Here is a 26,661-nt window from a genome sequence, read left to right on the forward strand (position 1 = left end):
AGCGGCGAGACGCCGATGCGGATCTCATTCCGCCTCACGGCATGACACCCACATGGTTGCCACTCCGAAGGACTCGCCATAGAACAGAGCAACGCGACACCAAGAAGAACAACAGGTGAGGTCACACCATGGAAGCCCATGTGTCTGCTGCGTCCGCGTCCCCTCCATGGTCTCCACCGCCAGATGCCAGCGACATCGTCAAGGGCATCCATGCCATGCTGCACCCGCACAACATCGTGCTGGTGGGCGCGACCGACAAGCCCGGCAATTATGCCGAACGCATCTGGAACAATCTGATCAAGTACGGCTACGAGGGCGGCCTCTATCCGGTCAACGCCAAGCGCGACGCCATCTGGGGTGTTCCCTGCTACAAGGATTTTGCAAGCCTTCCCGAAAAGCCCGATCATGTTCTGGTGCTGGTGCCTGCGCGCTTCGCCGTGCAGGTGATCCGCGACGCCGCTGCGGCCGGCGCGCGTTCGGCCACCATCGTCACCTCGGGCTTCAGCGAGCTGCAGGATGAGGAGAGCCAGAAGCTTGCCGCCGACTTGCAGGCCGCCGTGCGCGAGACGGGGCTTGCCGTCACCGGCCCGAACTGCCTCGGCAACTTAAGCGCCGGAGAAAAGCTCTTCACCAATATCGACGATCGCATCGTCACCATGGAACAAGGTGCGGTGGCGATCGCCGGCCAATCCGGCGCCATCGTCATGGCGATCCGTCAGACGCTGGAAGACCGGGGTGTCGGCGTCGGCTACATGGTGACGACAGGCAACGAGGCCGGGCTCGAGACGCCGGACCTGATGCGCTATTTCGCCGAGGATCCGAGCATCAAGGTGATCGTCGTCTACCTCGAAGGCGTGCGCAACACCAAGGCTTTCCGCGATGCCTGCAAGGCGGCGCGCGCCGCGAGCAAGCCCGTGATTGCGCTCAAGCTGGGGGCGTCAGAGGGTGGCCGCGCCGCGGCGATGGCGCATACCGGCGCGCTCGCCGGCTCGATCGAGACGTTCGACGCGATCGCGACGCGCGAAGGGGTGATCCGGGTCGACGGCCTCGACGAGCTGATCGAGACCACCGAATGCTTCGTTCACGCAGCCATGCCCAAAGGCGACCGGCTCGCCGCGGTGACGCTCTCCGGCGGCAAGCGCGGCATGCTGATCGACGCGTTCTATGCCGCAGGCCTGAATTTCGCACCGCTGAGCCCGCATGTCAGCTCGGAGCTGGCGAAGATGCTCGGCCCCGGGTCGATCGTCGGCAATCCGCTCGACGCCGGCTTTGCCGCGGTGGTCGACCCGTCCGTCTACATGAAGTCGATCAGGCTGATGATCGACGATCCCGATATCGACATCGTCATCGTCGATGCCGAGCTGCCGAAGGCGCCGCACGAGCTGCGCGAGCGCAACTTGCGCATCGTCAACGAGATGGCGAGCAAGGCGGGCAAGCCGGTGATCTATATCAGCGCGATGTCGATCGGCTTCACCGAATTCACCAAGGGCTTGCGGAAATCGCTGCCGCATCTCGCGGTCATGCAGGGCATGGACCGCGCGGTGACCGCGATCAAGTCGCTGCTCGCCTACGCCAGGCTGCGCAAGGAGGTGCCCGATATCGTCTCGAACTCGAAGCCCGCCGCGCGCGCCGTGCTGGAGAGGACGTTGACATCGGCGACCGGCGCCGCGCTCGACGAGGTCGCCTCGAAGAAGCTGCTCAAGGCCTACGGCATCCCGATCTCGAAGGAGGCGATCGCACAGACCCCGGCGGACGCGGTGAAGATTGCCAAGCAGATCGGTTTTCCGGTCGTGGCAAAACTCGTCAGCGCGGAGATCCTGCACAAGTCCGACATCGGCGGCGTGGTGCTGAACCTCAACAGCGCAGCCGAGGTGAAGAAGGCGTTCACCGACATCACCGCGCGGGTGGCAAAGCTCAAGGGCAAGCCGAAGCTCGACGGCATCCTGATCGCACAGCAGGTCAAGGCCGAGCTCGAGCTGGTGGTCGGCGCCTCGCTCGATGCGGAGATGGGGCCCGTCGTGCTGTTCGGCACCGGCGGCATCGACATCGAGCTGATGAAGGACGTCGCGCTCGCCGGCGCGCCGCTGGACGAGAGCGAAGCACGGCTCCTGATCGGCCGCACCAAGGCCGGCATCAAGCTGCGCGGCTATCGCGGCAGGCCGGTCTTGCACGAGGCCTCGGCGGTGAAGGCGCTGGTCGGGCTGTCCAACCTGATTGCGGATGCGGGCGATCGCATCGCCTCGATCGACATCAACCCGTTCCTGATCAACACCAGGACGGGCGTGGCCGTCGATGCCCTGATCGTGTTGAACAACGCTGCGGCCAGGCGGGTGGCGGGACATTGAGGCCGTAGGGCGGATTATCGCCAGCGTAATCCGCCTATCTACACGACTGCTGAGGCGAAAGCGGCGGGTTACGCTTCGCTAACCCGCCCTGCGTAGCATCGCGGCCTTCTTCCAACCATCCCGCTTTGGCCCTAAACTCAGCCTCATGGCACGCGCGAGCAATCTTGTGATCGGAACGGCAACGCTGGCGGCGATCGCCGTGGCGTTCGGCGGCCTGCTCGGCGTGCAGAAATGGCGCACGATCCAGAGCCGCAGCCAGTTGCGCGTGGTGTTCGAAGGCGGCTCCGCGAGTGGCCTGCGCCGCGGTGGGCCGGTCAATTTCGACGGCGTGCCCGCCGGCCAGATCCTGTCGATCAAGCTGGAGAGTCCGCGCAGGATCGTGGCGCTCGTCATGCTCGACAATTCCGCGCCGATCCGCAAGGACACCGTGGCAGGCATCGAGTTCCAGGGCCTCACCGGCGTTGCCGCGATCTCATTGATCGGCGGCGTCCCCTCTGCACCGCCGGTGCCGCTGGACGCGGATGGCATCCCGGTGCTGATAGCCGATCTCAGCGACGCCGAAACCATCGTCGAAACCCTCCACAGCGTCGACCGCACCATCGTGAACAACGCCCCCGCGATCAAGGAGGGCCTGCACACGTTCGAGACCACCACCGCCGACCTCAGGAGCAAGGGCGTGGAGATCGATTCGGTCATGGCCAAGGTCGACAGCGCCTTTGCGGGCTTCGACAAGGCGGTCGCGAAGATCGAAGGCGCGGTGCCGGGCTTCGTCGACGGCAAGGCCGACGAGCTGTTCGAGAAGATCCAGGGACTGCACGAGCTTGCCGGCACCATGAAGAAGAAGTCGGCGGCCTATCTCGACGACATTCGCCGCTCGCTGCTCGACGTCAGCGAGGCCGCCAACAAGATGGCGGGAACACCCGTGCCGCCGCGACCGCCGCGCAGGCCCGAGCAGAAGCGGTAGCGCTTACCCTCCCCTGGAGGGTAGGGCTATCGCATTTGAGAATTTTCCCTGCGGCCATCCTTCGAGACGCCCGCTTTGGGCGGGCTCCTCAGGATGAGGACGGCGTGCGCGGCAGCAGTTTCAACGAGCACTGACGCTGATTAGCCTCATCCTGAGGAGGCGCGTAAGCGCCGTCTCGAAGGACGAGGCGTGCGCGCAGGCCGCCGCCACAAGTCATATGCGATAGCCCTGCCCTCCAGGGGAGGGTAACGCGAAGATCGGCAACGGCTCAGTAATTGCTGGCCGCCGCCCCGTTCGGGATGCCGTCGATCGGACACTCATCGGTGCCCGGTGTCGCGCGGGTCATCGCCTCGACCATGTCGCGCGTGCCTTCGGGATCCCTGATCCAGTTCTTGTAGAAATCATACGGGCACGCCGCGACACCGCGCGGGCTGTCGCCGGAATTGATCATGCCGGTGTAGCCGCGATGAACCAGCTTGTAGAGATGGTTCTGCGACTGGCCGTTGCGGCGCGCATCGCGAATCAGATGCTTCGACAGCTGGGCGTACTGGATGCCGTAATCCTCCTCGCCGCATTCGCCGAGGGTGCGGCCGTCGAAGCCGATGATCGCGGAATGGCCGAAATAGGAATAGACGCCGTCGAAGCCGGCGGCATTGGCGACTGCGACATAGACGTTGTTGGCCCAGGCCATGGCCTTGGAGATCATGACCTGCTGCTCCTTGGCCGGGTACATGTAGCCCTGGCAGCGTACGATCAGCTCCGCGCCCTTCATGGCGCAGTCGCGCCAGATCTCCGGATAATTGCCGTCATCGCAGATGATCAGGCTGACCTTCAGCCCCTTCGGGCCCTCGGAGACATAGGTGCAATTGCCGGGGTACCAGCCTTCGATCGGCACCCACGGCATGATCTTGCGGTACTTCTGCACGATCTCGCCCTTGTCGTTCATCAGGATCAGGGTGTTGTAGGGCGCCTTGTGCGGATGCTCCTCGTGACGTTCGCCGGTGAGCGAGAACACGCCCCACACCTTGGCCTTGCGGCAGGCTTCCGCGAAGATCGCGGTCTCCTCGCCCGGCACCATTGAGGCCGTCTCGTACATCTCCTTGGCATCGTACATGATGCCTTGCGTGGAATATTCCGGGAAGATCACGAGATCCATGCCGGGCAGGCCGAGCTTCATGCCGACGATCATGTCGGCGATCTTGCGGGCGTTGTCGAGCACCTCGGCCTTGGTGTGCAGGCGGGGCATCTTGTAATTGACCACCGCGACGCCGACCGTGTCGTTGCTGCTGGAGATATCACCGTGAAGCATGTTGAGCGCTCCTGTCTCTTATTCGTGTGAGGCGTGGGTTAGTGGCTGATCATCCAGGGGCGTGCGGTCGGAAAGCCCTTGGCGCCGCTCCTGGTCTTGGTCATCAGCCGCGCCGGCTTTGTCCTGTCCGTCGTGCCCTTGTCCTTCGCGGTCTTGCCGGAGGAGCAGCAGCCGCAGCCCGGGCCGTGCGAGGCCTTGTATTGTGCCAGCGTCTGCGGCGCGTGGGTGCTGCGCTCGTTGACGGCGTGCGCCTTGCGCTTCTCCGCCGGCATGCAGAAGAAGTTCGGCGCGGTCAGGATCACCCGCGGTGCCATGGTCTCGCAATGCGGGCAGCTTTGCGGATCGTCGCATTCCGCCATCGGGCGCAGGTCCTTGAAGGCACCGCAATCGTCACAGAGATATTCGTAGACCGGCATCGCATCACCTACGCTCTTGCCTGTTCATACAGCTCGCTGCCACCGTGCGTGTGGAGACAGCCCCTCACCCCAACCCTCTCCCCGTCAGAACGGGGAGAGGGAGCGCGGCGTCATTTGTCCGGCGAGATCGGCATCTGGATGTCGCCGGTGATGTGCTTGATGGGTCCGGCCGCCGACGGCATTACGTCGAAATCGAAGATCTCGGTCGGCAGCCAAAGCGTGGCGCAGGCGTTGGGCACGTCGACCACGCCGGAGATGTGGCCCTGACACGGCGCGGTGCCGAGGATCGAATAGGCCTGGGCGCCGGAATAGCCGAACTTCTTCAGATACTCGATGGCGTTGAGACAGGCCTGGCGATAGGCGATGTGGACGTCGAGATAGTGCTGCTTGCCGGCCTCGTCCACCGAGATGCCTTCGAAGATCAGATAGTCCTTGTAGTTCGGCGTGATCGGCGACGGCTTGAAGATCGGGTTCCTGATGCCGTACTTCGCAACGCCGTCCTTGATCACCTCGACTTTCAGGTGCAGCCAGCCGGCCATCTCGATCGCGCCGCAGAAGGTGATCTCGCCGTCGCCCTGGCTGAAATGCAGGTCGCCCATGGAGAGACCGCCGCCCGGGACATAGACCGGGAAGTAGATCTTCGAGCCGCGCGAGAGATCCTTGATGTCGCAATTGCCGCCATGCTCGCGCGGCGGCACGGTGCGCGCACCCTCGGCACCGATCTTGGCCTTGACGTCGCCCTTGGCGCGGCCGCCATGGGCGGTCGGCGCGAACGGCGGATTGGCAAGGCCGGGCACGCGCGTCGGGTTGGTCGAGATCAGCTCGGCCTCGCGCTTGTTCCAGGTGTCCAGCATCTTGGGATCGGGCAGACAGCCGATCAGGCCGGGATGGATCAGGCCGGCGAAGTTGACGCCGGGCACGTGACGCGACGAGGTGTAGAGACCCTTGATGTCCCAGATCGACTTCTGCGCCAGCGGGAAATGGTCGGTGAGGAAGCCGCCGCCGTTCTGCTTGGAGAAGAAGCCGTTGAAGCCCCACAGGCTCTCCTTGAGCGGGCCGACGTCGAGCAGGTCGACGACGAGAAGGTCGCCAGGCTCGGCGCCCTTGACGCCGATCGGGCCGGAGAGGAAGTGCACGATCGACAGGTCGATGTCGCGCACGTCGTCGGCGGAATCGTTGTTCTTGATGAACCCGCCGGTCCAATCATAGGTCTCGATGATGAAATCGTCGCCGGGATTGACCCAGGCCACGATCGGGATGTCGGGGTGCCAGCGGTTGTGCACCATGTCGTTTTCATAGGCCGACTTGGTGAGATCGACCTTGATCAGTGTCTCTGGCATCGAGATGCTCCCCTTTTACTCAGTTGGTTAAACGGACAGATATTTCGAGACCTGCGCTGCATCGACGGCATCGCGCGGATCGTCGCGCACGATCTCGCCGTTCTCGATCACCAGCACGCGGTCGGCGATGTCGAGTGCGAAGCTCAGGACCTGCTCGGAGACCACGATCGAGAGCCCCTTCTCGTCGCGGATGCGCTTGAGGGTGCGCGCCATCTCCTTGATGATGGAGGGCTGGATGCCTTCGGTCGGCTCGTCCAGCAGCAGCACCTTCGGCTTGGTGGCGAGCGCCCGCGCGATCGCGAGCTGCTGCTGCTGGCCGCCGGAGAGATTGCCGCCGCGGCGGCCTTTCATCTCCAGCAGCACCGGAAACAGTTCGTAAATGTCGTCAGGCACCTCGGAGCCGCCGGAGACGACGAGCCCGGTCTCGATGTTCTCCTTCACCGTCATGGTGGAGAAGATCATGCGGCCCTGCGGCACATAGGCGAGACCCTTGGCGACGCGCTCAAAGCTCTTGAGGTTGCCGAGCTCGGCGCCGTCCATGCTTACCGAGCCGCTTTTGGCCGGCAGGATGCCCATCAGCGACTTCATCAGCGTGGTCTTGCCCATGCCGTTGCGGCCCATGATCGCGACGATCTCGTTGGCCGCGACGTTGACGTCGAGCCCGTGCAGCACCTCGCTCTGGCCGTAGGCGACGTGGAGATCGGAAATAGCCAGCATGATGTGCTCCTTAGTGCCCCAGGTACACTTCGATGACCTTGGGATCGTTCTTGACCTTCTCCATCGTTCCCTCCGAGAGGATCTGGCCCTGGTGCAGCACGGTGACCTTGTGCGCGATGTCCTCGACGAACTTCATGTCGTGCTCGATCACCAGCACCGAGCGGTTCTTGATGATGCGGTTGAGCAGCTCGGCGGTCTTGGCGCGCTCGGAGACGCTCATGCCGGCGACGGGCTCGTCAAGCATCAACAGGTCGGGGTCCTGGATCAGCAGCATGCCGATCTCGAGCCACTGCTTCTGGCCATGGCTGAGCTCGTCGGCATAGGTGTTGAGCTTGTCCTTGAGGAAGATCATCTCCGCGACCTCCTCGACCCGGTCCTTCACCAGCTGATCGCGCTGAAAGGCGAGCGAGCCGAACACGGTGCGGCCGCGCGGAAACGAGATCTCGAGGTTCTCGAACACGGTAAGATCATCGAACACCGACGGCGTCTGGAACTTGCGCCCGACGCCGGTCTGCACGATCTCGTTCTCCTTCATCTTCGTGAGCTCCTTGCCACGAAACTGGATCGAGCCGGAGGTCGCCTTGGTCTTGCCGCAGATCAGGTCGAGCACCGTGGTCTTGCCGGCGCCGTTGGGGCCGATGATGACGCGGATCTCGTTCTCCTCGACATAGAAGGAGAGATCGTTGACCGCCTTGAACCCGTCGAACGAGACGGTGAGGCCGGACACGGCGAGCAGGAATTCCTTGGGCTGATGACCGATGAGCATGATCTATCTCCTCACTGCCAGCGCGGCATCGGCATCGTGATGACCGATGAGCATGATGACGTCCTCACTCTGCCGGTGCGCCGTCGGCGACGGAATTGTCGGTCCAGCCCGCCTTCGGCTTGCGCGAGGCGAACAGCCGATCGATGCGCGGCTGCACGTAATCGGCCCAGAGCCCGGACAAACCGTTGGGGAAAGCAAGCACGACGGCGATGAACAGCGCGCCGAGGCCGAACAGCCAGAGCTGCGGGAACGATTCCGACAGGCTGGTCTTGGCGAAATTCACCAGAATCGCGCCCCAGATCGCGCCGAAGATCGACATCCGTCCGCCGACCGCGGTGTAGATCACCATCTCGATCGACGGCACGATGCCGACGAAGGACGGCGACATGAAGCCGACATTGAGCGCGAACATGGCGCCGCCGATCGCGGCGAAGATTGCGGCCATGCAGAAGGCGAAGATCTTGAAATTGGCGACGCTGTAGCCGGAGAAGCGGACGCGGTCCTCCTGCTCGCGCATCGCCACCAGGATGCGGCCGAGCTTGGTGAGGCGGATGAACTGCGCGATGCCGATGCAGGCGAACAGCAGCACCACCTCGACGAAATAGAGAATGATCTTGGCGTGGTCGGGGCGGATGTCCCAACCCTTGAGCGTGCGCAGGTCGGTCATGCCGTTGATGCCGCCGGTATAGCCCTGCTGTCCCACGATCAGGATGGTCAGGATGGCGGCGACGGCCTGGGTGATGATCGCGAAATAGGTGCCGCCGACGCGGCGCTTGAACATCGCGGTGCCGATGATCAGGGCGAACAGGCCGGGGACCAGGATGATAGCGAGGATGGTGAAGGTGAGGCTGTTAAACGGCTGCCAGAAGAACGGCAGCGCCGTGATCTGATTCCAGTCCATGAAGTCGGGGATGCCGGGCGTCGACTGGATCTTGGTGTTCTCGACGCTGGAGGCCTCGAGCTTGAGGAACATCGCCATGCAATAGCCGCCGAGACCGAAGAACACGCCCTGCCCCAGGCTCAGGATGCCGCCGTAACCCCAGCACAGCACGAGGCCGATCGCGACGAAGGCGTAGGTGAGATATTTCGCGACCAGGTTGAGGCGGAAGACGTCCAGCGTCAGCGGCAGGATCACGAACAGCACGGCGGCGAGCGCAATGAATCCCATCAGTTCGGATCGATTGAAGAAGCGTGAGTTGATGATCATGACTTGCCTGCTTCTCGTTATTTGCGGACCTTGAGGGCGAACAGACCCTGCGGCCGCAGCATCAGGATGCCGACGACGGCGAGCAGCGTGAGCACCTTGGCCATCGAGCCCGACATGAAGAACTCGAGCGTCGATTGCGTCTGCGAGATCGAGAACGCAGAGGCGATGGTGCCGAGCAGGCTGGCGGCACCGCCGAACACGACCACCAGGAAGGTGTCGACGATGTAGAGCTGGCCCGACGTCGGCCCGGTCGAGCCGATCATGGTGAAGGCGCTGCCGGCGACGCCGGCGATGCCGCAGCCGAGGCCGAAGGTGTAGCGATCGACCTTCTCGGTATTGATGCCGACCGCACCGGCCATGATGCGGTTCTGCACGACGGCGCGTACCTGGCGACCCCAGCGCGACATGTAGAGAACGTAGGCGACGGAGATGGTGATCAGCACGGTGAGGCACATCACGAAGACGCCGTTGATCGGCACCTCGATGCTGTCGGTGACATGGAGCGAGCCGAGCATCCATTGCGGCAGCTCGACGCCGACCTCGCGTGCGCCGAACACGGAGCGATAGGCCTGCTGCAGCATCAGGCTGAGGCCCCAGGTCGCGAGCAGCGTATCGAGCGGGCGCTTGTAGAGGTGCCGTATCAGCACCCATTCCACCAGCATGCCCAGCGCGCCGGAGGCGAGGAAGGCCAATATCATGGCAAGGAAGAAGTAGCCGCTGAACAGGCTCGGCAAATAGGCCTGGAAGAGATTGGAGGTCATCCAGGTGACGTAGGCCCCGAGGATCATGAATTCGCCATGAGCCATGTTGATGACGCCCATCTGGCCGAAGATGATGGCGAGGCCGAGCGCCATCAGGACATAGACCGAGAACAGGATCAGTCCTGCAAAGCCCTGCATGACGAAGATGGAGCCGAGATCACCAAGCGAGTAGTCGCCGAACATCGATGTCCTCCGTCGGGGGAATAGGGTCCCGCGTCGCGATGCAGAGTCGCGACGCGGGGTCTTGGGCATGGACTTGCGGGTCCACGCCAGGGAGCTGCTTGATTGGGAGAAGGGGCGAGCGCCGCCGCGACTACTGGTAACCCTTGGGGAACGGATCCGGCTCGACGAGATCGGCGGTCTCGTAGATCAGCTCGAACTGGCCATCGAGCTTGGCGCGCCCCACCCGGGTCTTCGACCAGAGGTGATGGTTCTCGTGGATGCGCACATAGCCTTCCGGCGCGCCCTTGAACTCGACGCCCGGCGAAGCCGCCGCGATCTTGTCGACGTCGAAGGAGCCGGCCTTCTCGACCGTCAGCTTCCACAGCCAGGGGCCGAGATAGGCAGCCTGGGTGACGTCTCCGATCACGGTCTTCTCGCCCCACATCTTCTTGAACGCGGAGACGAATGCCTTGTTGTTCGCATTGTCGAGCGACTGGAAGTACTTCATGCAGGCATAGGCGCCCGCGATGTTCTCGCCGCCGATGCCGTCGATCTCGTCCTCGGTCACCGAGATCGTGAGCAGCGGCTGCTTGGAAAGATCGACGCCGGCCGCCTTGAGCTGCTTGTAGAAGGCGACGTTGGAGCCGCCGACGACGTCGGTGAAGATGACGTCCGGCTTGGTCAGCTTGATCTTGTTGATGACCGAGTTGAACTGCGTTGAGCCGAGCGCATAATATTCCTCGCCGACGACCTTGCCCTTGAGCACGTTTTCGACGTGCTTGCGCGCGATCTTGTTGGAGGTGCGCGGCCAGATGTAGTCGGAGCCGATGAAGAAGAACGACTTGGCGCCCTTCTCCTTGGCGATCCAATTCAGGCCGGCGAGAATCTGCTGGGTCGCTTCCTGGCCGGTGTAGATGACGTTCTTGGATTGCTCGAGGCCTTCATAGAAGGTCGGGTAGTAAAGCATGCCGTTATACTGCTCGACGACCGGCAGCACCGCCTTGCGCGAGGCCGAGGTCCAGCAGCCCATGATCGCCGCGACCTTGTCGTTGACGAGGAGCTTCTTGGCCTTCTCCGCAAAAGTCGGCCAATCGCTGGCACCGTCTTCCTGGATGAACTTGATCTTGCGGCCGAGCACGCCGCCGGCGGCGTTGATCTGCTCGATCGCGAGCTTTTCGGCCTGGATCGAGCCGGTTTCGGAGATCGCCATGGTGCCGGTCGCCGAGTGCAGGATGCCGACCGTGACCTCGGTGTCGGTGACGGCCAGACCCGTGGTATTGACCGCCGAGGTCGCCGGGGCCTGCGCAAAGGACCCGCGCGGCAGCATGGTGATGGCCGGCACGGCCGCCATCCCCATCAACAATTTGCGCCGCAGCGGCGACAACAGGCCCTTGTTTGCTTCGTCTGACATGAGCACCCCACTTTTGTTCGAGAACACGCGATTGGTGCCCGTGAGGATGGCTCGAATTTATGCAGCGCACGCATACGCAAGATCGCGTATACTGCACCGCAAAATGCCGACGTAGGCTTCTGGTACGGAATTTGCGAGGGGTCCGGGTCCGTATCGGGAGTGGGGTTAAGTGGCAGGGCGGCAGCGAATAGACCGCGTCAGGCGCCAGTACAATCAATGGGTCGCCAACCAGACGCTGGAAGATTACGCCCTGCGCTTCACCGCCAAGAGTGCGCGGCGCTGGTCCGCCGCCCGCGTCGCCAACACGGCACTGGGCGCGATCTCGTTCCTGGCGATGGAGGCGATCGGCGGGACCATCACGCTGAACTATGGCGTCACCAACGCGACCGCGGCCATCGTCGTGGTCTCCGTCATCATCTTCGGCTGCGGGGTGCCGATCGCGTATTACGCCGCCAAATGCGGCATCGACATCGACCTGCTGACGCGGGGGGCCGGCTTCGGCTACATCGGCTCGACCGTCACCTCGCTGATCTACGCGTCCTTCACCTTCATCTTCTTCGCGATCGAGGCCGTGATCCTCGCATCCGCCCTCGAGATGTGCTTCGGGATTCCGCGGCCGATCGGCTATCTCATCAGCGCCGTCGTCATCATTCCGCTGGTGGCCTACGGCATCACGCTGATCAGCCGCTTCCAATTGTGGACGCAGCCGCTGTGGGTGATCCTTCACATCATTCCGTTCGCCGCGATCGCCTGGCACAACCCGCGCTCCTTTGCGGAATGGCACAAATTCTCCGGCGAGCACGGCGACCTCAACGGGCATTTCGATCTCCTGCTGTTCGGCGTTGCGGCTTCCGTCGTGTTCTCGCTGGTGGCGCAGATCGGCGAGCAGGTCGACTTCCTGCGCTTCCTGCCGCGCGACCGCCGCGCCTCCCGGGCCTCCTGGTGGATGGCGCTGATGAGTGCCGGGCCGGGCTGGATCGTGCTGGGCGCGCTGAAGCTGCTGGCCGGCTCGTTCCTCGCCTTCTTCGCGCTCAGCCATGGCGTGCCGCCCGAGGAGGCGGCCGAGCCGGCGCACATGTATCTCGAGGCATTCCGCTATGTGCTGTCGCAGCCTGACCTCGCGCTGGCCTTGACCGGCACCTTCGTGATCCTGTCGCAGGTCAAGATCAACGTCACCAACGCCTATGCCGGCTCGATCGCCTGGTCGAACTTCTTCTCGCGCTTGACCCACAGCCATCCCGGGCGCGTGGTCTGGCTGGTGTTCAACGTCATCGTGGCCCTGCTGCTGATGGAGATCGGCGTCTACAAGGCCCTGGAGCAGACGCTGGCGCTCTATTCCAACGTCGCGATCGCCTGGGTCGGCGCGCTGGTCGCCGACCTCGTCATCAACAAGCCGCTCGGATTGCGGCCGCAGCAGATCGAGTTCAAGCGCGCGCATCTCTACGATGTCAATCCGGTCGGCGTGGGGGCGATGACGATCGCGACCATCGTCTCCATCAGCGCCTTCTACGGCCTGTTCGGGCCGACCGCGAAGGCGCTGTCGGCCTTCATCGCGCTCGCGGCGGCTTTCCTCACGGCGCCGTTGATCGCCTGGGCCACCGACGGCAAGTACTACATCGCGCGCAAGCCGAAGCGGAGCTGGCAGAACATCGAGGCGATCCAGTGCTGCATCTGCGAGCACTCGTTCGAGCCGGAGGACATGGCCTCCTGCCCCGCTTACGCGGGCCCGATCTGCTCGCTGTGCTGTTCGCTGGATGCGCGCTGCCACGATCTCTGCAAGCCGCACGCGAGATTCCAGGCGCAGGTGTCGGAGACGCTGGGCAGGCTGATGCCGCAGCCGATCTACGCCCGCATCAACTCGCAGGTCGGCCACTATATCGGCGTGTTCGTGGTCTCCGCCGGCCTGATCGCGCTGGTGCTGGGACTGATCTATCTGCAGACGTCGGCGAGCGTGCACGGCGACAACGAGCTCGTGTCCGATGTGCTGTGGAAGGTGTTCTTCTCGCTCAGCATCATCATCGGCGTGGTGGCGTGGCTGTTCGTGCTGGCGCAGCAGAGCCGCCGCGCCGCCGAGGCCGAGACGCGGCGTCAGACCGCGCTGCTGATTCAGGAGATCGATGCGCACAAGCGCACGGACGCCGAGCTCCAGCGTGCCAAGGAGGTGGCCGAATCCGCCAATCTCGCCAAGAGCCGTTATGTGGTCGGGTTGAGCCACGAGCTGCGCTCGCCGCTCAATGCGATCAGCGGCTATGCGCAGCTGCTCGAGCAGGATACGAGCCTTGGCGCCAAGCCGCGCGACCAGGTCCGCGTCGTCCGCCGCAGCGCCGACCATCTCTCCGGCCTGATCGACGGCATCCTCGACATCTCCAAGATCGAGGCGGGGCGGCTGTATCTGTCGCGCGACGAGGTGCGCTTGAGCGAATTCCTCGACCAGCTGGTCGGCATGTTCCGCCTCCAGGCCGCGGCCAAGGGCATCGACTTCGTGTTCAGGCGGCCGGCAACGCTGCCGCGCGTGGTCTATGCCGACGAGAAGCGGCTGCGTCAGGTGCTGATCAACCTGCTCTCGAACGCCATCAAGTTCACCCAGTCCGGCAGCGTGCAATTCGTGGTGCATTATCGCAGCCCCGTCGCCGAGTTCGAGGTGATCGACACCGGCCCGGGCATCCAGGGCGGCGATCTCGAACGCATCTTCGCGCCGTTCGAGCGGGGTGCGCTCGGCGCCTCACAGCCACAGACCGGTACCGGCCTCGGGCTCACCATCAGCCGCCTGCTCGCCGGCGTGATGGGCGGGGACATCAAGGTCACGAGCACGGTCGGCACCGGCTCGACGTTCAAGGTCAAGATCCTGCTTTCGGAGGTCACCAATCCCCAGCGCATCGCGCCGGTGGAGGCGCCGGTCTCCGGCTATCACGGCGCGCGCAAGACCATCCTCGTCACCGACGATGATCCCGTGCATCGCGACCTCCTGCGCGAGGTGCTGACGCCGCTCGGCTTCATCCTGCTCAGCGCGCCCGACGGCGCCGGCTGCCTTGCACTGGCGCAGCATTGCCGGCCCGATCTGTTCCTGCTCGACATCTCGATGCCCGCCATGGACGGCTGGGCCGTGGCGGAAGCCTTGCGCGCGAGCGGCCATCACCAGGCCCGCATCCTGATGGTGTCGGCGAGCGCGCTCGAAGCGCACGGCACGCCGCTGGCACAACCGTTCCACGACGGCTACCTGATGAAGCCGATCGACATCCCGCGGCTGCTGGAGACGATCCGCCAGCTTCTCAAGATCGAATGGCAATACGGCTCGGACGAGGTCGCGGTGCCGTTCTGGCATCCCGAGACCGGATCGAAGCCGCCGCTGAGGCACATCGAGGCGCTGATCGGGCTCGGCCAGATCGGCTACGTCAAGGGCATCCAGCTGAAGCTGGACGAGATCGGCAGCGAGCATCCTGAACATGCCGACTTCGTCGCGCAGATGCGGTCGCTGGTCGACCGCTTCGATCTCGACCAGTACATGGCCACATTGAAGACGTTGCATGCTTATGAGCATTGAATCGAAGAAGCGCGACGTCGCGCTCGTTGTCGACGATTCGCCGGAGACGCTGCGGCTGCTCACCGACGCGCTCGACGGCGCCGGCATGACGGTGATGGTGGCGCTCGACGGCGCCGCGGCGATGCGCATCATCGACCAGATCACGCCCGACATCATCCTGCTCGATGCCGTGATGCCCGGCATCGACGGGTTCGAGACCTGCCGCCGGCTCAAGCGCGATGCGGGTCTGGCCAACGTGCCAGTGATCTTCATGACGGGCCTCGCCGAGACCGAGCACATCGTGCGTGGATTGGAGGCCGGCGGCGTCGACTACGTGACCAAGCCGATCGTGATCGAGGAGATGCTGGCGCGCATCCGCGTCCATCTCGGCAATGCCCGGCTGACCCAGAGCGCGCGCGCCGCGCTCGACGTCTCCGGCCGCTTCCTGTTCGCGGTCAATCGCCATGGCCACGTGCTGTGGGCGACGCCGCAGGCGCAGAAGCTACTGTCCGACCATCACGGCGCGCAGGCCGACGACTTCGTGCTGCCGCCGGCGCTGCTGCAATGGCTCGAGCAGGCGAAGGCCAAGAGCGGCTCGAAATCCCAGGCCGCGTCGCTGCCCGACAACCCGCAGCTCCGCTTCTACTACATGGGCGAGACTGCGCCGAACGAATTCCTGCTGCGGCTGTCCAAGGAAGCCGGCACCGCGCTGCCGCCCGAATTCACCAGCGAGCTCGGCCTCACCACGCGCGAAGGCGAGGTGCTGGCCTGGCTCAGCAAGGGCAAGACCAACCGCGACATCGCGCAAATTCTGGGCCTCAGCCCGCGCACGGTCGACAAGCACCTGGAGCAGATCTACGCCAAGCTCGGTGTCGAGAACCGCACCGCCGCAGCCGCGATCGCGACGAATGCGACGAGGCGGAATTCGTGAGCGTGCTGCAAACGAGTTGAGATGCCGCTCACTCGAAAGACGGTGTCGTCCCGGACAAGCGCGCCTGAAGCGCGCGTAGATCCGGGCCCCATAACCACAGGGAGTGGTTTGGCGAAGACTCGGAGTGACCAGCTCGCTCTATAACCACCGCCTGGGAGTATGGGTCCCGGGCTCGCTTCGCGCCCCGGGACGACAGCGGAGTGTGTGGCGATCGCTAACCGCCTCTTACATCGGCATCTTCAACTGTAGACAAACGCCTTGTCGTCCAGGTCCGTCTTCGGGATCTCGTCCTTCTCGGTCCAGTAATCCTGGCTGTGCTGCCATTCCGGCTTGTCGCCTCGCTTGGGCAACAGGTCCATGTTGCGCATCATGTAGCCGGGGTTGAAGTTTTCCGGATCGATCCAGGGCAGGATCGGCATGTTGTGGTCCTCGGGGCGCAAGCTCACCTCGACCTTCCTTGCACCCTTCGCCTTCATGTGCCCGAGCAGCCGGCAGACGAAATCGGCGACCAGATCGACGCGCAGCGTCCAGCTGGCGCGGAAATAGCCGAACACCCAGACCATGTTCGGAACGCCCGTGAACATCATGCCGCGATAGGTGACGGTGTCGCCGAACGCGAGCGGCTTGCCGTCGATCTCGAAGGCGATGTCGCCGAGCGCGGCAAGATTGAACCCGGTCGCGGTGACGATGACATCGGCCGCGAGCAGCTTGCCGGACTTGAGCTGGATGCCGTTCTCGACGAAGCATTCGATCTCGTCGGTGACGACGGAGGCCTTGCCGCTGGCGATGCCCTTGAACAGGTCGGCATCCGGCACGAAGGCGATGCGCTGCCGCCAGGGCCGGTATTTTGGCGTGAAGTGGGTCTCGACGTCGTAGTCGGGACCGAGCACGGCGCTGATCTGGCCGATCAGCTCCTTCTTCACCTGCTCGGGCTTGGACACGCAAAGCTTGGTGAACGCATCCTGCTCGAACAGGATCTTGCGCCGCACGATCTCATGGATCCAGGCTTCGTCGACCTGCAGCCGGCGCAATTCTTCCGCGATCTCTATGGCGTTGCGGCCGAGGCGGAAGTAAGTCGGCGAGCGTTGCAGCATGGTGACATGGGCGCAATTGTCGGCGATGTTCGGCACCAGCGTTGCCGCGGTCGCGCCCGAGCCGATCACGACGACCTTCTTGTTCGTGAGATCGATATCGTCTGGCCATGTCTGCGGATGGACGATGCGGCCCTTGAAGCGGTCCATGCCCTTCCATTCCGGCGTGTAGCCTTCGGAATGGCGGTAATAGCCCTGGCACATCCAGAGGAAGTTCGCCGTGAACGTCCTGGGCTCGCCGGTGTCGGTCGTCACCGCCTCGATAGTCCAGAGATTCTGCTCGCTCGACCAGCTCGCGGAGTTGATCTTGTGCTTGTAGCGGATATGCCGCGCGATATCGTTGTCGTCGATCACCTCCTTCATATAGGAGAGGATCTCCTCCGCGGTCGCAATCGGCGGGCCGACCCAAGGCTTGAAGCTGTAGCCAAAGGTATGGAGATCACTGTCGGAGCGAATGCCGGGATAGCGATGCGTGCTCCAGGTGCCGCCGAATGTTTCCTGTGTCTCCAGGATGACGTAGCTCGTGCCCGGAAGCTGCTTCTGGATGTGATAGGCGCTACCGATGCCGGAGATGCCGGCGCCGACGATCAGCACGTCGAAATGTTCAGAAGCCTGTTTGGCCGTGGCGTGACTGCGAACAGCGACATTCATTGTTGCTTCTATGCCTTGCTTGTCTTTATGGCCGTCCTTGATTGAACGACGCGTTTCCTCCGCGACGAGCATGATCACCCGCCGCGCCTCCGCTTCAAAATGACATAGATCAAGTTGCGGTCAAATCACAGTGCCGCACCCCAGCTCCGCGCGGTCTGCAAGATCCAATCGCGATAGAGCGTCAGCGGCGTCACGCCGGTCAAGCCGCCGCAACCGTCGGCGCCGTTCGGTCCTGTCGACCAGCTGATGAGGCCGACGAGCACGGGACCGTTCGACCTGTCCTCGAACACGGGGCCGCCGGAATCGCCGGTGCAGGCGCCAATTCCGTCGCGAACACCGTTGGTTACGGGATCGACCAGACGAATCTGGAGTGTGCCGGGCTGCCCGGTTGCAACGAGGCCGGCCACGCGCGTGGCGCCGCCGCTCTTGCCGTCACCGCGAACCGTGACGCCGATGCCGGCGATGACGAAGCGGCTGCCGACCTGAATTGGAATCGTGGGCATGCCGACCGCCGTCGTGGATTTTCCCTTCGGTGGAATTTCCAATTGCAGCAGCGCCACGTCGGCGGTGGCACGATGCGCCTGCATCGCCTGCATGTTGAAGTTCGGATGGATCGCGACGGTGCGAACGTTCAGCAATTGCGGTTGGCCGTCGCTGCCGCGATCGACGACCTTGTAGTCCGCACCAGGCTGCACGCAATGGGCGACCGTCAACACCAGCCTCGGGGCGATCAGGCTGCCCGTGCAGAAATTGCCGCGCGAGCCGACGATGGTGACGACGGCGCGGGCGACGCCATCGGCCTGCGGCGTGCCGCCGCCGACAATGGCGCGGGCGGGCGTCGCGAGCAGCAGCGCTGCTGCGATGAAGGTGGCAAGCTTCGTCATGGGAACACGCATCGGCATCGGTGAAGGGGGCGATTGCTTCGGACTGGCTCTTGCCGATAGCGCATGCTAGCCCTCTTGGAAAGGAATTGACGAGGGCAGGACATTGGCGATCGAGGCGGTGATCTTTGATTTTGGCGGCGTGCTGACGAGCTCGCCGTTCGAGGCGTTCACGCGGTTCGAGACCGAACGCGGCCTGCCCGCCGATATCATCCGGCGCACCAACGCCGCCAATCATCTGGAAAACGCCTGGGCCAGGTTCGAGCGGGCCGAGGTCGACATCGAGACGTTCGACGAATTGTTCGCCGCCGAATCGCTCGCGCTCGGCGCGGAGGTGCGCGGCCGTGACGTGCTGCCGCTGCTGCAGGGCGATCTCCGCCCGGAGATGGTCGAGGCCCTGAAACGCATCAAGGCGCAATTCAAGACCGGCTGCATCACCAACAATCTGCCGGCCAACGCCATCGGCAGCATGACCGGGCGCTCGCTTTACATTGCCGAGGTCATGGTGCTGTTCGACCACGTGATCGAATCCGCCAAGATCGGGCTGCGCAAGCCGGACCCACGCATCTACCAGATGATGGTCGAGACGCTGAAGGTCGATCCGAACGATTGCGTCTATCTCGACGATCTCGGCGTCAATTTGAAGCCGGCGCGTCAGATGGGCATGACCACGATCAAGGTGACGAGCGGCGCGCAGGCGATCGCGGAGCTCGAGAAGGCGACGGGGCTGAAGCTGGGGTAGGCTTCAACGACGGGCTCATACGTAGCCCGCATGGAGCGTAGCGCAATGCGGGACCAGCGGCCCCGGACTACGCTTCGCGTCATCCGGGCTACGGCCGAGCAACCCGCTCCGGAAACGCTGCCGCCAGCGCTGCACGATCCGGCTTCAAGACGCCGCGCTCGGTGATGAGACCGGTGACGAGACGCGCCGGCGTCACGTCGAAGGCGTAGTTCGCGACCGGCGAGCTCTCGGGCACGATGCGCACCGTCTCCAGCCGTCCGTCCGCGGTGCGGCCGGTCATGTCGGTGACCTCAACGCCGCTGCGCTGCTCGATCGGGATGTCGCGGATGCCGTCATGAACGGTGAAATCGATCGTCGGCGACGGCAGCGCCACGTAGAACGGCACGCCATTGTCGTGCGCGGCGAGCGCCTTCAGGTAAGTGCCGATCTTGTTGCAGACATCGCCATTGGCGGCGACGCGGTCGGTGCCGACGATGGCGAGATCGACCATGCCATGCTGCATCAGGTGCCCGCCGGTATTGTCCGGGATCACCGTGTGCGGCACGCCGTGATGGCCGAGCTCCCAGGCGGTGAGAGAGGCGCCCTGGTTGCGCGGACGCGTCTCGTCGACCCAGACATGGACCTTGATGCCGCGCTCGTGCGCGAGATAGATCGGCGCCGTCGCCGTGCCCCAGTCGACGGTGGCAAGCCAGCCGGCGTTGCAATGGGTCAGCACGTTGACCACTTCGCCCGGCTTCTTCGCCGCGATCGCCTCGATCAGCTCAAGGCCGTTGCCGGCGATGCCGCGATTGATCTCGACGTCCTGCTCGGCGATCTCGTCGGCACGCGCATAGGCCGCTTCTGCCCGCTCCACCGGATCGATCGGCGCGAGCGCCGTGCGCATCTCGTCCAGCGCCCATTTCAGATTGATCGCGGTCGGCCGCGCCACGACCAGCGTGTCATAGGCGCGCTGCAGCCCGGCGTCGGAGGCGTCCTCGCGCATCGCGAGCGCCATGCCGTAGGCGGCGGTGGCGCCGATCAGCGGCGCGCCGCGCACCAGCATGTCGCTGATGGCAACGGCCGCATCTTCACATGAGGTCAGCCGCGCAACGACGAATTCATGCGGCAGCCGGCGCTGATCGATCGCGCCGACCGACCAGCCGTCGTGCTCGCGCCAGATGCTGCGGAAATGCTTGCCGTCGACCTTCATGGCATTCTGCCTTTTCGTACAGTGTCTTGCGTCTCACGCCCGCAGGATGCGCCCGGCCACAGCATCGAGCTTCTTCAGGAGCTCTGGATCGCGCGCCTCGGGCGCCGTGATCAGCGCGCTGTCGAGCGCACGGTCCGAACCGATCGGGCACGGCTCGTGCTCACGCGGAAAATCCTTGGCCAGCCGCGCCACCAGCGCTTTCGCCTTGTCGGCGTTCGAGTTCAGCACGCGGATGATGTCCTGCACGGTGACCGCATCGTGGTCGGGATGCCAGCAGTCGAAATCCGTCACCATCGCGACGGTGGCGTAGCAGATCTCCGCCTCACGCGCGAGTTTCGCTTCGGGCATGTTGGTCATGCCGATCACGGAATAGCCAAGCGTCTTGTAGGTCATGCTTTCCGCGTAGGTGGAGAATTGCGGCCCTTCCATGCAGACATAGGTGCCGCCGCGCGCGATCGCGATGCCTTCCGCTTCCGCGGCTGCCGCCAGATGGATGCGCAGCCGCGGTGAAACCGGGTGCGCCATCGATACATGCGCAACGCAGCCGCGACCGAAGAACGAGCTCTCGCGCTTGTGCGTGCGGTCGACGAACTGGTCGACGAGAACGAAGGTGCCGGGCGGCAGTTCCTCCTTGAAGGAGCCGCAGGCCGAGAGCGAGATCAGGTCGGTGACGCCGGCGCGCTTCAGCACGTCGATGTTGGCGCGATAGTTGATGTCGGAGGGGGACAGCCGATGCCCCTTGTCATGCCGCGGCAGGAACACGATCGGCAGGCCGGCGATGGAGCCGCGCCGCAAGGGCGCAGACGGCTCGCCCCAAGGGCTCTTGATCACCTCTTCGCGCGCGCCCTCGAGACCGGGCAGGTCATAGATGCCCGAGCCGCCGATGATGCCCAATACCGCCTGCGTCATGCCTGCTCCACCCTGTCCGTCAAATGTGACATGGTTAAGCTATGCCAGTTTTGCGGCAGATTTGGAACGGGAGATCGTCTCGATGAGCCTCATTGCGAGGAGCGCAGCGACGAAGCAATCCAGACCGCCACCTCGGAGACAGGCTGGATTGCTTCGCTTCGCTCGCAATTGTGCATGTTCACTAATTCGCTGATTGGATCGCTCCAGCGGAGGAACGATCCGATGCGAGACAACAGCTATGACCGAACGGTTGAACGCAACTATCTGCAGAAGTGGCGTTTTCTGATTTCGGAGTATGAGGCGGTGAAGGCTGGCCGATCGCCGCTGTTCAAGCGGGTCGGCGACTTCTACCGGCACCACGGGACCTGCTCGCAGACGTTCCGCAAGTATTACAATCGCTATCTGCAGAGCGGCGAGGAAGCGGATCTGCTGCCGCGGCGGCGCGGCCCGAAGTGGCGGGAGCGACGCGAGCCGGAAGGGATCGAGACGGAGATTGTCGCCCATCGCAAGCGGGGGATGAACCGTTATGAGATTCATGCCGTCTTGCGCGAAACGCGCGACACGGTACCTTCGCCGATCACGATCTACCGGGTGCTGAAACGCTACCGCCTGAACCGCCGCACGCCGGCGATGCGTGAGGAGAAACGCCGTATTATCAAGGACAAGCTCGGAGAGCTGGGCCACGTCGATCTGCATCAATTGCCGCGCGATATGTTCCTCGCGCCACCCCCGGTCACGGCCTACATCATCAGCTTGATCGACAGCTGCACGCGTCTGGCCTGGGCAGAGGTCCTGACATCCAAGAAGGCGCTGCCGGTCATGTTCAAGACCCTGAAGATGATCAACACCCTCAACGTCACCTATGGGCTCGTCTTCCAGGAAATCCTGTCCGACAACGGCGCCGAGTTCGCCGCCCGCACCAAGCCGGGCGAGCATCCGTTCGAGGCCATGCTGCTCGAGCTCGGCATCAAACACCGCTACACCCGGCCCTATCGGCCGCAGACCAACGGTAAGGTCGAACGCTTCTGGCGCACCCTCGATGACGACGTCATCGACGGCGCGACCTTCGACAACCTCGACCACTTCGCCAATGAACTGTTCGAGTACCTCGTTTACTACAACAACCACAGACCCCATCAGGCCTTGGCAGGACAAACCCCCAAGGCCTTCGCCGCTACCAAGACCACCGCGATCCAATCAGCGAATTAGTGAACATCGACAGCAATGACGGAGGAGAGAGTCGGATTAGGCCGCGGTCGCCGGCTGCAGCTGGGTCGCCACCATCCGCTCCAGCGTCTCGACGGACTGGAAATTCTCCGGTGTGATCTCGGACTGCGGGATGGTGAAGTCGAATTCGGCCTCGACCCCGAGCATGAGATTGACCATGTCCATCGAGGTCAGGCCGATATCGACGAGCTTGGCCGAAGCCGTAACGTCTGCGGTGAGCGAATTCTGTTCGAGGATGCCCTTCACCAGCTTGGTGATGCGATTGCGCAAATCGGTATCGAAGGCCTGCATCGGCAAAATTCCCATCTGTTGATCGGGGGCGGACCGGACTACCGGCTACGATGGGCGCGGCCTGCCGGTCCTGCAATGGGCGGCACCAATACTTCGCGTTTCTTAGTAAACGATGACTCAGATTGTCCGGAATCCAGGCTTCTTCCAGAGTCCTAACGCGATGCCGGAAAATCCGGTGATGCGAACAACCGGCCCTTAACTGTTCGTTCGGAATTGGGTTTTGTTTACCCTCTATTTCATCGACGAATTTGAATTAAATCCGTAGCCTCGTCCCACAAGCAAAGATCGCCGGAGGATCGCTTCAAGCGGCATCGCAAATGATGCCGGCGATCTCGAACGGCAAACCGGAGGCGGACGAGTATGAACGTGCGTGAAGCAGTCCTCACTGTCGACGAAATGCAGACGAGCTTTCTCGAGCAGGGTCCTTCCCTGATCGAGCGCGCCGTCCGGACCGCCGCAGCGGCCGCGGCCGACGCTGACGGGGTCGATCGCGACGCCCGCTTCCCGCATAAGGCCTTCGATGTCGCGCGTGAGCAAAAGCTGCTCGGCGTGATGATTCCGGTCGAGTTCGGCGGCTTCGGCGCCTCGATCCACGACGTCACCGACATCTGCTACACGCTCGGACGCGCCTGCGCGTCCACGGCGATGATCTACGCGATGCACCAGACCAAGGTCGCCTGCGTCATCAGGCACGGCCATGGCATTCCCTGGATGGAGACCATGATGCGCCGGGTCGCGCGCGACCAGTGGCTGCTCGCCTCCTCCACCACCGAAGGCCAGAACGGCGGCAACATCCGCGCCAGCGCGGCCGCGGTCGACCATGCCGGCGACACCGTCTCGCTGGTGCGCGACGCCACCGTGATCTCCTACGGCGCCGAAGCCGATGGCCTCGTCACCATCGCCCGCCGCGCCACCGACGCCGCCGCCTCCGACCAGGTGCTGCTGGCGCTCGCCAAGGACGATTATTCGCTGAAGCGGACGCTGGGCTGGGAAACGCTCGGCATGCGCGGCACCTGCTCGACCGGGTTCGAGCTGAAGGTCGACTGTCCCGCCGACCGCGTCTTCCCGGAATCCTATGACAAGATCCACGCCCAGACCATGACGCCGTTCGCGCATCTGTGCTGGTCGTCGGCCTGGGCCGGCATCGCCGCTGCGGCGGTGACGCGCGCGCAGGCCTTCATCCGCAAGGCGGCGCGCTCGTCCGGGGGACAGATGCCCCCGGCCGCGGCGCACTTCACCGCCGCCAAGATGTCGCTGGCCAAGCTGCGCGCGCTGATCGCCGCCAATATCGACGCTTTCGCCCGCGTCGAGCATGACGAGCGCGCGCTGACCTCGCTCGACTTCCAGTCCTCGATCACGCTCTTGAAGGTACAGGCCTCCGAGCTCGCGGTCGAGACCGTGATGCACGCGATGCGCACCGCGGGACTTGCCGGCTACCGCAACGACGGCGAGTTCACCATGGGCCGTCATCTCCGCGACGTGCTGTCGTCGCCGATCATGATCAACAACGACCGGATCCTGGCCAACGCCGCGACATCGACATTGATGAGCGGCGTGCCGACGAGCCTTCGCGACTGACGTGCCTCCGCGACCGCTTCAACAAGAACAATTTTGAGATAGCAGGACATCGAACCATGAATATTGCCGTCCTCCCCAATTCGCCCGATACCGCGCCGAAGATGAGCGATCCGCTCGATCATCTCGCCGACAAGCTGTTCCACCGCATGGGCGCCGACGGCGTCTATGCCCGCACCGCCCTCTATGAGGGTATCGTCGAGAAGCTCGCCGCGCTGATCACGGGCCATCGCGAGGCCGGCACCGAGGTGATGCGCTTCCCGCCGGTGATGAGCCGGGCGCAGCTGGAGAAGTCCGGCTATCTCAAGAGCTTTCCGAACCTGCTCGGCTGCGTCTGCGGCCTGCACGGCACCGAACGCGAGATCAACGCCGCGGTGAGCCGCTTCGATGCCGGCGGCGACTGGACGACCTCGTTGTCGCCGGCCGATCTCGTGCTGTCACCAGCCGCCTGTTATCCGGTCTACCCGATCGCGGCGAGCCGTGGCCAATTACCGAAGGGCGGCCTGCGCTTCGACGTTGCCGCCGATTGCTTCCGCCGCGAGCCGTCGAAGCATCTCGACCGGCTGCAATCGTTCCGCATGCGCGAATATGTCTGCATCGGCAGCCCCGACGACGTCGCCGATTTCCGCGAGCGCTGGATGGCTCGCGCGCAGAAGATCGCGACCGATCTCGGCCTCACCTTCCGCGTCGACTATGCCAGCGATCCGTTCTTCGGCCGGGTCGGCCAGATGAAAGCGGTGAGCCAGAAGCAGCAGCAGCTCAAGTTCGAGCTGCTGATCCCGCTGCGCTCTGAAGAGCAGCCGACGGCCTGCATGAGCTTCAACTATCACCGCGAGCATTTCGGCACGACCTGGGGAATCCAGGACGCCGATGGCGAGCCGGCCCATACCGGCTGCGTTGCCTTCGGCATGGACCGCCTGGCCGTCGCCATGTTCCACACCCACGGCACCGATCTTTCCGCCTGGCCCGCCAAGGTGCGGGACGTCCTGGGCCTGCAGCCGCCTGTCGCGGCCGAGGCCCATGGCGAAGGCTGGCGCTAGAGCATGATCCGGAAAAGTGCGAAGCGGTTTTCCGAAAAGATCATGCTGAAACGATAGACCTCACGAGGCCGGCCATTTCCACGGGCAAGACGAGCGTGATCCATACCAAGGTCCGATGCCGCGAGATCACCGAGTCCGACGTCGATAAGATCGCGGACTTGCTGACGCGCGGCTTCGTCGGCCGTTCACGCGACTACTGGATTCAGGGCCTGCGCCGGCAGGCCTTCCGGACCGTGCCGGAGGGCTATCCGCGCTTCGGCTACATGCTCGACGACGACGGCACGCCGGTCGGCGTGCTGCTCTTGATCTACACCTCACGCAAGGAGGGCGAAGAGACCGCCATCCGTTGCAATCTGTCGAGCTGGTATGTCGACCCGGCCTACCGCAACTACGCTCCGCTGCTGACCAAGATCGCCCAGCGTCACAAGCACGTCACTTATTTCAACATCAGTCCCGCGCCGTGGACCTGGCCGATCATCGAGACGCAGGGCTTTCGCGCCTATTGCCACGGCATATTCTTCTCCGTCCCTGCGCTGGCGCGTGTCCCGCGCTCGAACGAGATCGAGGTCATTCCGCCGCACGCCAAGGAGATCAAGGGCCTCTCCGAGGCGGAGACCGAGCTTTTGACGCGACATGCGCGGTACAATTGCCTCAGCCTCGTCTGTCGCACGCCGAAGGGAACGTTCCCCTTCATCCTGCAACCGGTGCGCATCCGCCGCGGTTTCATCGCACCGCCCGCCATGAAGCTGATCTATTGCCGGAGCGCCGCAGAATATGCCGAATGCGCCGGCCGCATCGGACGGCTGCTGCTGCGGCTCGGCAAGATCGCGGTGGCCGTCGACGCCAACGGACCGGTTCCCGGCCTCGTCGGCATCTACACCGAGCGGCGCGGCCGGAAATACTTCAGGGGCCCGCACCAGCCACAGCTCGGCGACCTCACCGATACGGAGCTCGTGCTATACGGGCCGTAATTTGGACCCACAGCCAGCGTTCCAGCACCGTCATCTGAGGTGCTCGCCGCGCGCAGCGTGGTGAGCCTCGAAGGATGACGGTGAAAAGTCGGTGCCTGAGGTTGGGCTTCACCATTGCACGTCGCGACGCTCACATCTCTTCATCGCCGGTCACGCTCCGTAAACTACGGCGCTTAAGGGAATTTTCCGGCCTCTTCGCTAGCCTCGGCGGCTGAATTAGGTTGCATTAAGTCTATTGCCGGCCG

General features: G+C 63.9%; 22 protein-coding genes. 9 read left to right on the plus strand and 13 right to left on the minus strand.

Translation table 11 applies throughout. The features are described from left to right. Window positions 1-128 precede the first annotated feature (128 nt). Together N2604_RS38785 and N2604_RS38790 are read left to right on the plus strand one after the other, a co-directional pair. Window positions 129-2,345 (plus strand): acetate--CoA ligase family protein, encoded by a 2,217-nt coding sequence (locus tag N2604_RS38785; RefSeq protein WP_260373162.1) that lies wholly within the window; start codon window positions 129-131, stop codon window positions 2,343-2,345. A 145-nt stretch (window positions 2,346-2,490) separates the two neighbouring features. After that, complete coding sequence (locus N2604_RS38790; RefSeq protein WP_260373163.1) at window positions 2,491-3,309, plus strand: MlaD family protein; 819 nt, start codon at window positions 2,491-2,493, stop codon at window positions 3,307-3,309. A 268-nt stretch (window positions 3,310-3,577) separates the two neighbouring features. On the opposite strand, the gene N2604_RS38795 is transcribed toward N2604_RS38790, so the two are convergent. The 8 genes from N2604_RS38795 to urtA form a co-directional block, all read right to left on the minus strand. Next, a complete protein-coding gene (locus N2604_RS38795; protein ID WP_260373164.1) occupies window positions 3,578-4,618 on the minus strand; it encodes an aliphatic amidase in 1,041 nt (346 codons plus the stop codon). Window positions 4,619-4,656: 38 nt separating this feature from the next. Beyond that, window positions 4,657-5,034 carry a zinc ribbon domain-containing protein gene (locus N2604_RS38800; RefSeq protein WP_260373165.1) on the minus strand — a complete coding sequence of 126 codons (378 nt, stop codon included), beginning with the start codon at window positions 5,032-5,034 and terminating at the stop codon, window positions 4,657-4,659. 110 nt (window positions 5,035-5,144) lie between these two features. Then, a complete protein-coding gene (gene fmdA, locus N2604_RS38805; protein ID WP_260373166.1) occupies window positions 5,145-6,374 on the minus strand; it encodes a formamidase in 1,230 nt (409 codons plus the stop codon). 27 nt (window positions 6,375-6,401) lie between these two features. Beyond that, window positions 6,402-7,091: an urea ABC transporter ATP-binding subunit UrtE gene (urtE, locus tag N2604_RS38810; protein ID WP_260373167.1), complete on the minus strand. Its 690-nt coding sequence runs from the start codon at window positions 7,089-7,091 to the stop codon at window positions 6,402-6,404. A 10-nt stretch (window positions 7,092-7,101) separates the two neighbouring features. Next, complete coding sequence (urtD, locus tag N2604_RS38815) at window positions 7,102-7,857, minus strand: urea ABC transporter ATP-binding protein UrtD (RefSeq protein WP_260373168.1); 756 nt, start codon at window positions 7,855-7,857, stop codon at window positions 7,102-7,104. Between the two features lie 64 nt (window positions 7,858-7,921). Continuing rightward, window positions 7,922-9,064 carry an urea ABC transporter permease subunit UrtC gene (urtC, locus tag N2604_RS38820; RefSeq protein WP_260373169.1) on the minus strand — a complete coding sequence of 381 codons (1,143 nt, stop codon included), beginning with the start codon at window positions 9,062-9,064 and terminating at the stop codon, window positions 7,922-7,924. Window positions 9,065-9,081: 17 nt separating this feature from the next. Next, the gene (gene urtB / locus N2604_RS38825; protein WP_260373170.1) at window positions 9,082-10,008 is read right to left on the minus strand and encodes an urea ABC transporter permease subunit UrtB; all 927 of its coding nucleotides are present in this window, start codon (window positions 10,006-10,008) and stop codon (window positions 9,082-9,084) included. A gap of 130 nt (window positions 10,009-10,138) precedes the next feature. After that, window positions 10,139-11,398, minus strand: coding sequence for an urea ABC transporter substrate-binding protein (gene urtA, locus N2604_RS38830; RefSeq protein ID WP_260373171.1), 1,260 nt, complete (start codon window positions 11,396-11,398; stop codon window positions 10,139-10,141). Window positions 11,399-11,567: 169 nt separating this feature from the next. Between urtA and N2604_RS38835 the strand changes: the two genes are divergently transcribed. Both N2604_RS38835 and N2604_RS38840 read left to right on the plus strand, forming a co-directional pair. Then, window positions 11,568-14,939, plus strand: a complete 3,372-nt coding sequence (locus tag N2604_RS38835) for an ATP-binding protein (protein WP_260373172.1) — start codon at window positions 11,568-11,570, stop codon at window positions 14,937-14,939. Further along, window positions 14,923-15,849: a response regulator gene (locus tag N2604_RS38840; protein ID WP_409241669.1), complete on the plus strand. Its 927-nt coding sequence runs from the start codon at window positions 14,923-14,925 to the stop codon at window positions 15,847-15,849. The genes N2604_RS38835 and N2604_RS38840 overlap by 17 nt, the downstream gene beginning before the upstream one ends. Before the next feature lie 239 nt (window positions 15,850-16,088). Here the strand turns inward: N2604_RS38840 and N2604_RS38845 are convergent, their stop codons facing one another. Next, window positions 16,089-17,591: an NAD(P)/FAD-dependent oxidoreductase gene (locus N2604_RS38845; RefSeq protein WP_260373173.1), complete on the minus strand. Its 1,503-nt coding sequence runs from the start codon at window positions 17,589-17,591 to the stop codon at window positions 16,089-16,091. A gap of 125 nt (window positions 17,592-17,716) precedes the next feature. Then, the gene (locus N2604_RS38850) at window positions 17,717-18,475 is read right to left on the minus strand and encodes a trypsin-like serine protease (protein ID WP_260373174.1); all 759 of its coding nucleotides are present in this window, start codon (window positions 18,473-18,475) and stop codon (window positions 17,717-17,719) included. A 103-nt stretch (window positions 18,476-18,578) separates the two neighbouring features. On the opposite strand from N2604_RS38850, the gene N2604_RS38855 reads away from it, so the two are divergent. After that, window positions 18,579-19,214 carry an HAD-IA family hydrolase gene (locus tag N2604_RS38855; protein WP_260373175.1) on the plus strand — a complete coding sequence of 212 codons (636 nt, stop codon included), beginning with the start codon at window positions 18,579-18,581 and terminating at the stop codon, window positions 19,212-19,214. An 88-nt stretch (window positions 19,215-19,302) separates the two neighbouring features. On the opposite strand, the gene mtnA is transcribed toward N2604_RS38855, so the two are convergent. Together mtnA and N2604_RS38865 are read right to left on the minus strand one after the other, a co-directional pair. Next, complete coding sequence (gene mtnA / locus N2604_RS38860; RefSeq protein WP_260373176.1) at window positions 19,303-20,403, minus strand: S-methyl-5-thioribose-1-phosphate isomerase; 1,101 nt, start codon at window positions 20,401-20,403, stop codon at window positions 19,303-19,305. A 33-nt stretch (window positions 20,404-20,436) separates the two neighbouring features. Then, window positions 20,437-21,312, minus strand: a complete 876-nt coding sequence (locus tag N2604_RS38865) for an S-methyl-5'-thioadenosine phosphorylase (protein WP_260373177.1) — start codon at window positions 21,310-21,312, stop codon at window positions 20,437-20,439. Between the two features lie 222 nt (window positions 21,313-21,534). On the opposite strand from N2604_RS38865, the gene N2604_RS38870 reads away from it, so the two are divergent. Beyond that, window positions 21,535-22,521: an integrase core domain-containing protein gene (locus N2604_RS38870; RefSeq protein ID WP_260373178.1), complete on the plus strand. Its 987-nt coding sequence runs from the start codon at window positions 21,535-21,537 to the stop codon at window positions 22,519-22,521. Between the two features lie 36 nt (window positions 22,522-22,557). Here the strand turns inward: N2604_RS38870 and N2604_RS38875 are convergent, their stop codons facing one another. Beyond that, window positions 22,558-22,830, minus strand: coding sequence for a phosphopantetheine-binding protein (locus N2604_RS38875; RefSeq protein ID WP_260373179.1), 273 nt, complete (start codon window positions 22,828-22,830; stop codon window positions 22,558-22,560). Between the two features lie 360 nt (window positions 22,831-23,190). On the opposite strand from N2604_RS38875, the gene N2604_RS38880 reads away from it, so the two are divergent. The 3 genes from N2604_RS38880 (at window position 23,191) to N2604_RS38890 (ending at window position 26,416) form a co-directional block, all read left to right on the plus strand. Then, window positions 23,191-24,408: an acyl-CoA dehydrogenase family protein gene (locus N2604_RS38880; RefSeq protein WP_260373180.1), complete on the plus strand. Its 1,218-nt coding sequence runs from the start codon at window positions 23,191-23,193 to the stop codon at window positions 24,406-24,408. A gap of 56 nt (window positions 24,409-24,464) precedes the next feature. Continuing rightward, window positions 24,465-25,445 carry an amino acid--[acyl-carrier-protein] ligase gene (locus tag N2604_RS38885; RefSeq protein ID WP_260373181.1) on the plus strand — a complete coding sequence of 327 codons (981 nt, stop codon included), beginning with the start codon at window positions 24,465-24,467 and terminating at the stop codon, window positions 25,443-25,445. Window positions 25,446-25,540: 95 nt separating this feature from the next. Next, window positions 25,541-26,416, plus strand: coding sequence for an acyl-CoA acyltransferase (locus tag N2604_RS38890; protein WP_260373182.1), 876 nt, complete (start codon window positions 25,541-25,543; stop codon window positions 26,414-26,416). The last annotated feature ends 245 nt before the right edge of the window (window positions 26,417-26,661 follow it).

Source organism: Bradyrhizobium sp. CB1015, assembly GCF_025200925.1.
Taxonomy (GTDB): Bacteria; Pseudomonadota; Alphaproteobacteria; order Rhizobiales; family Xanthobacteraceae; genus Bradyrhizobium.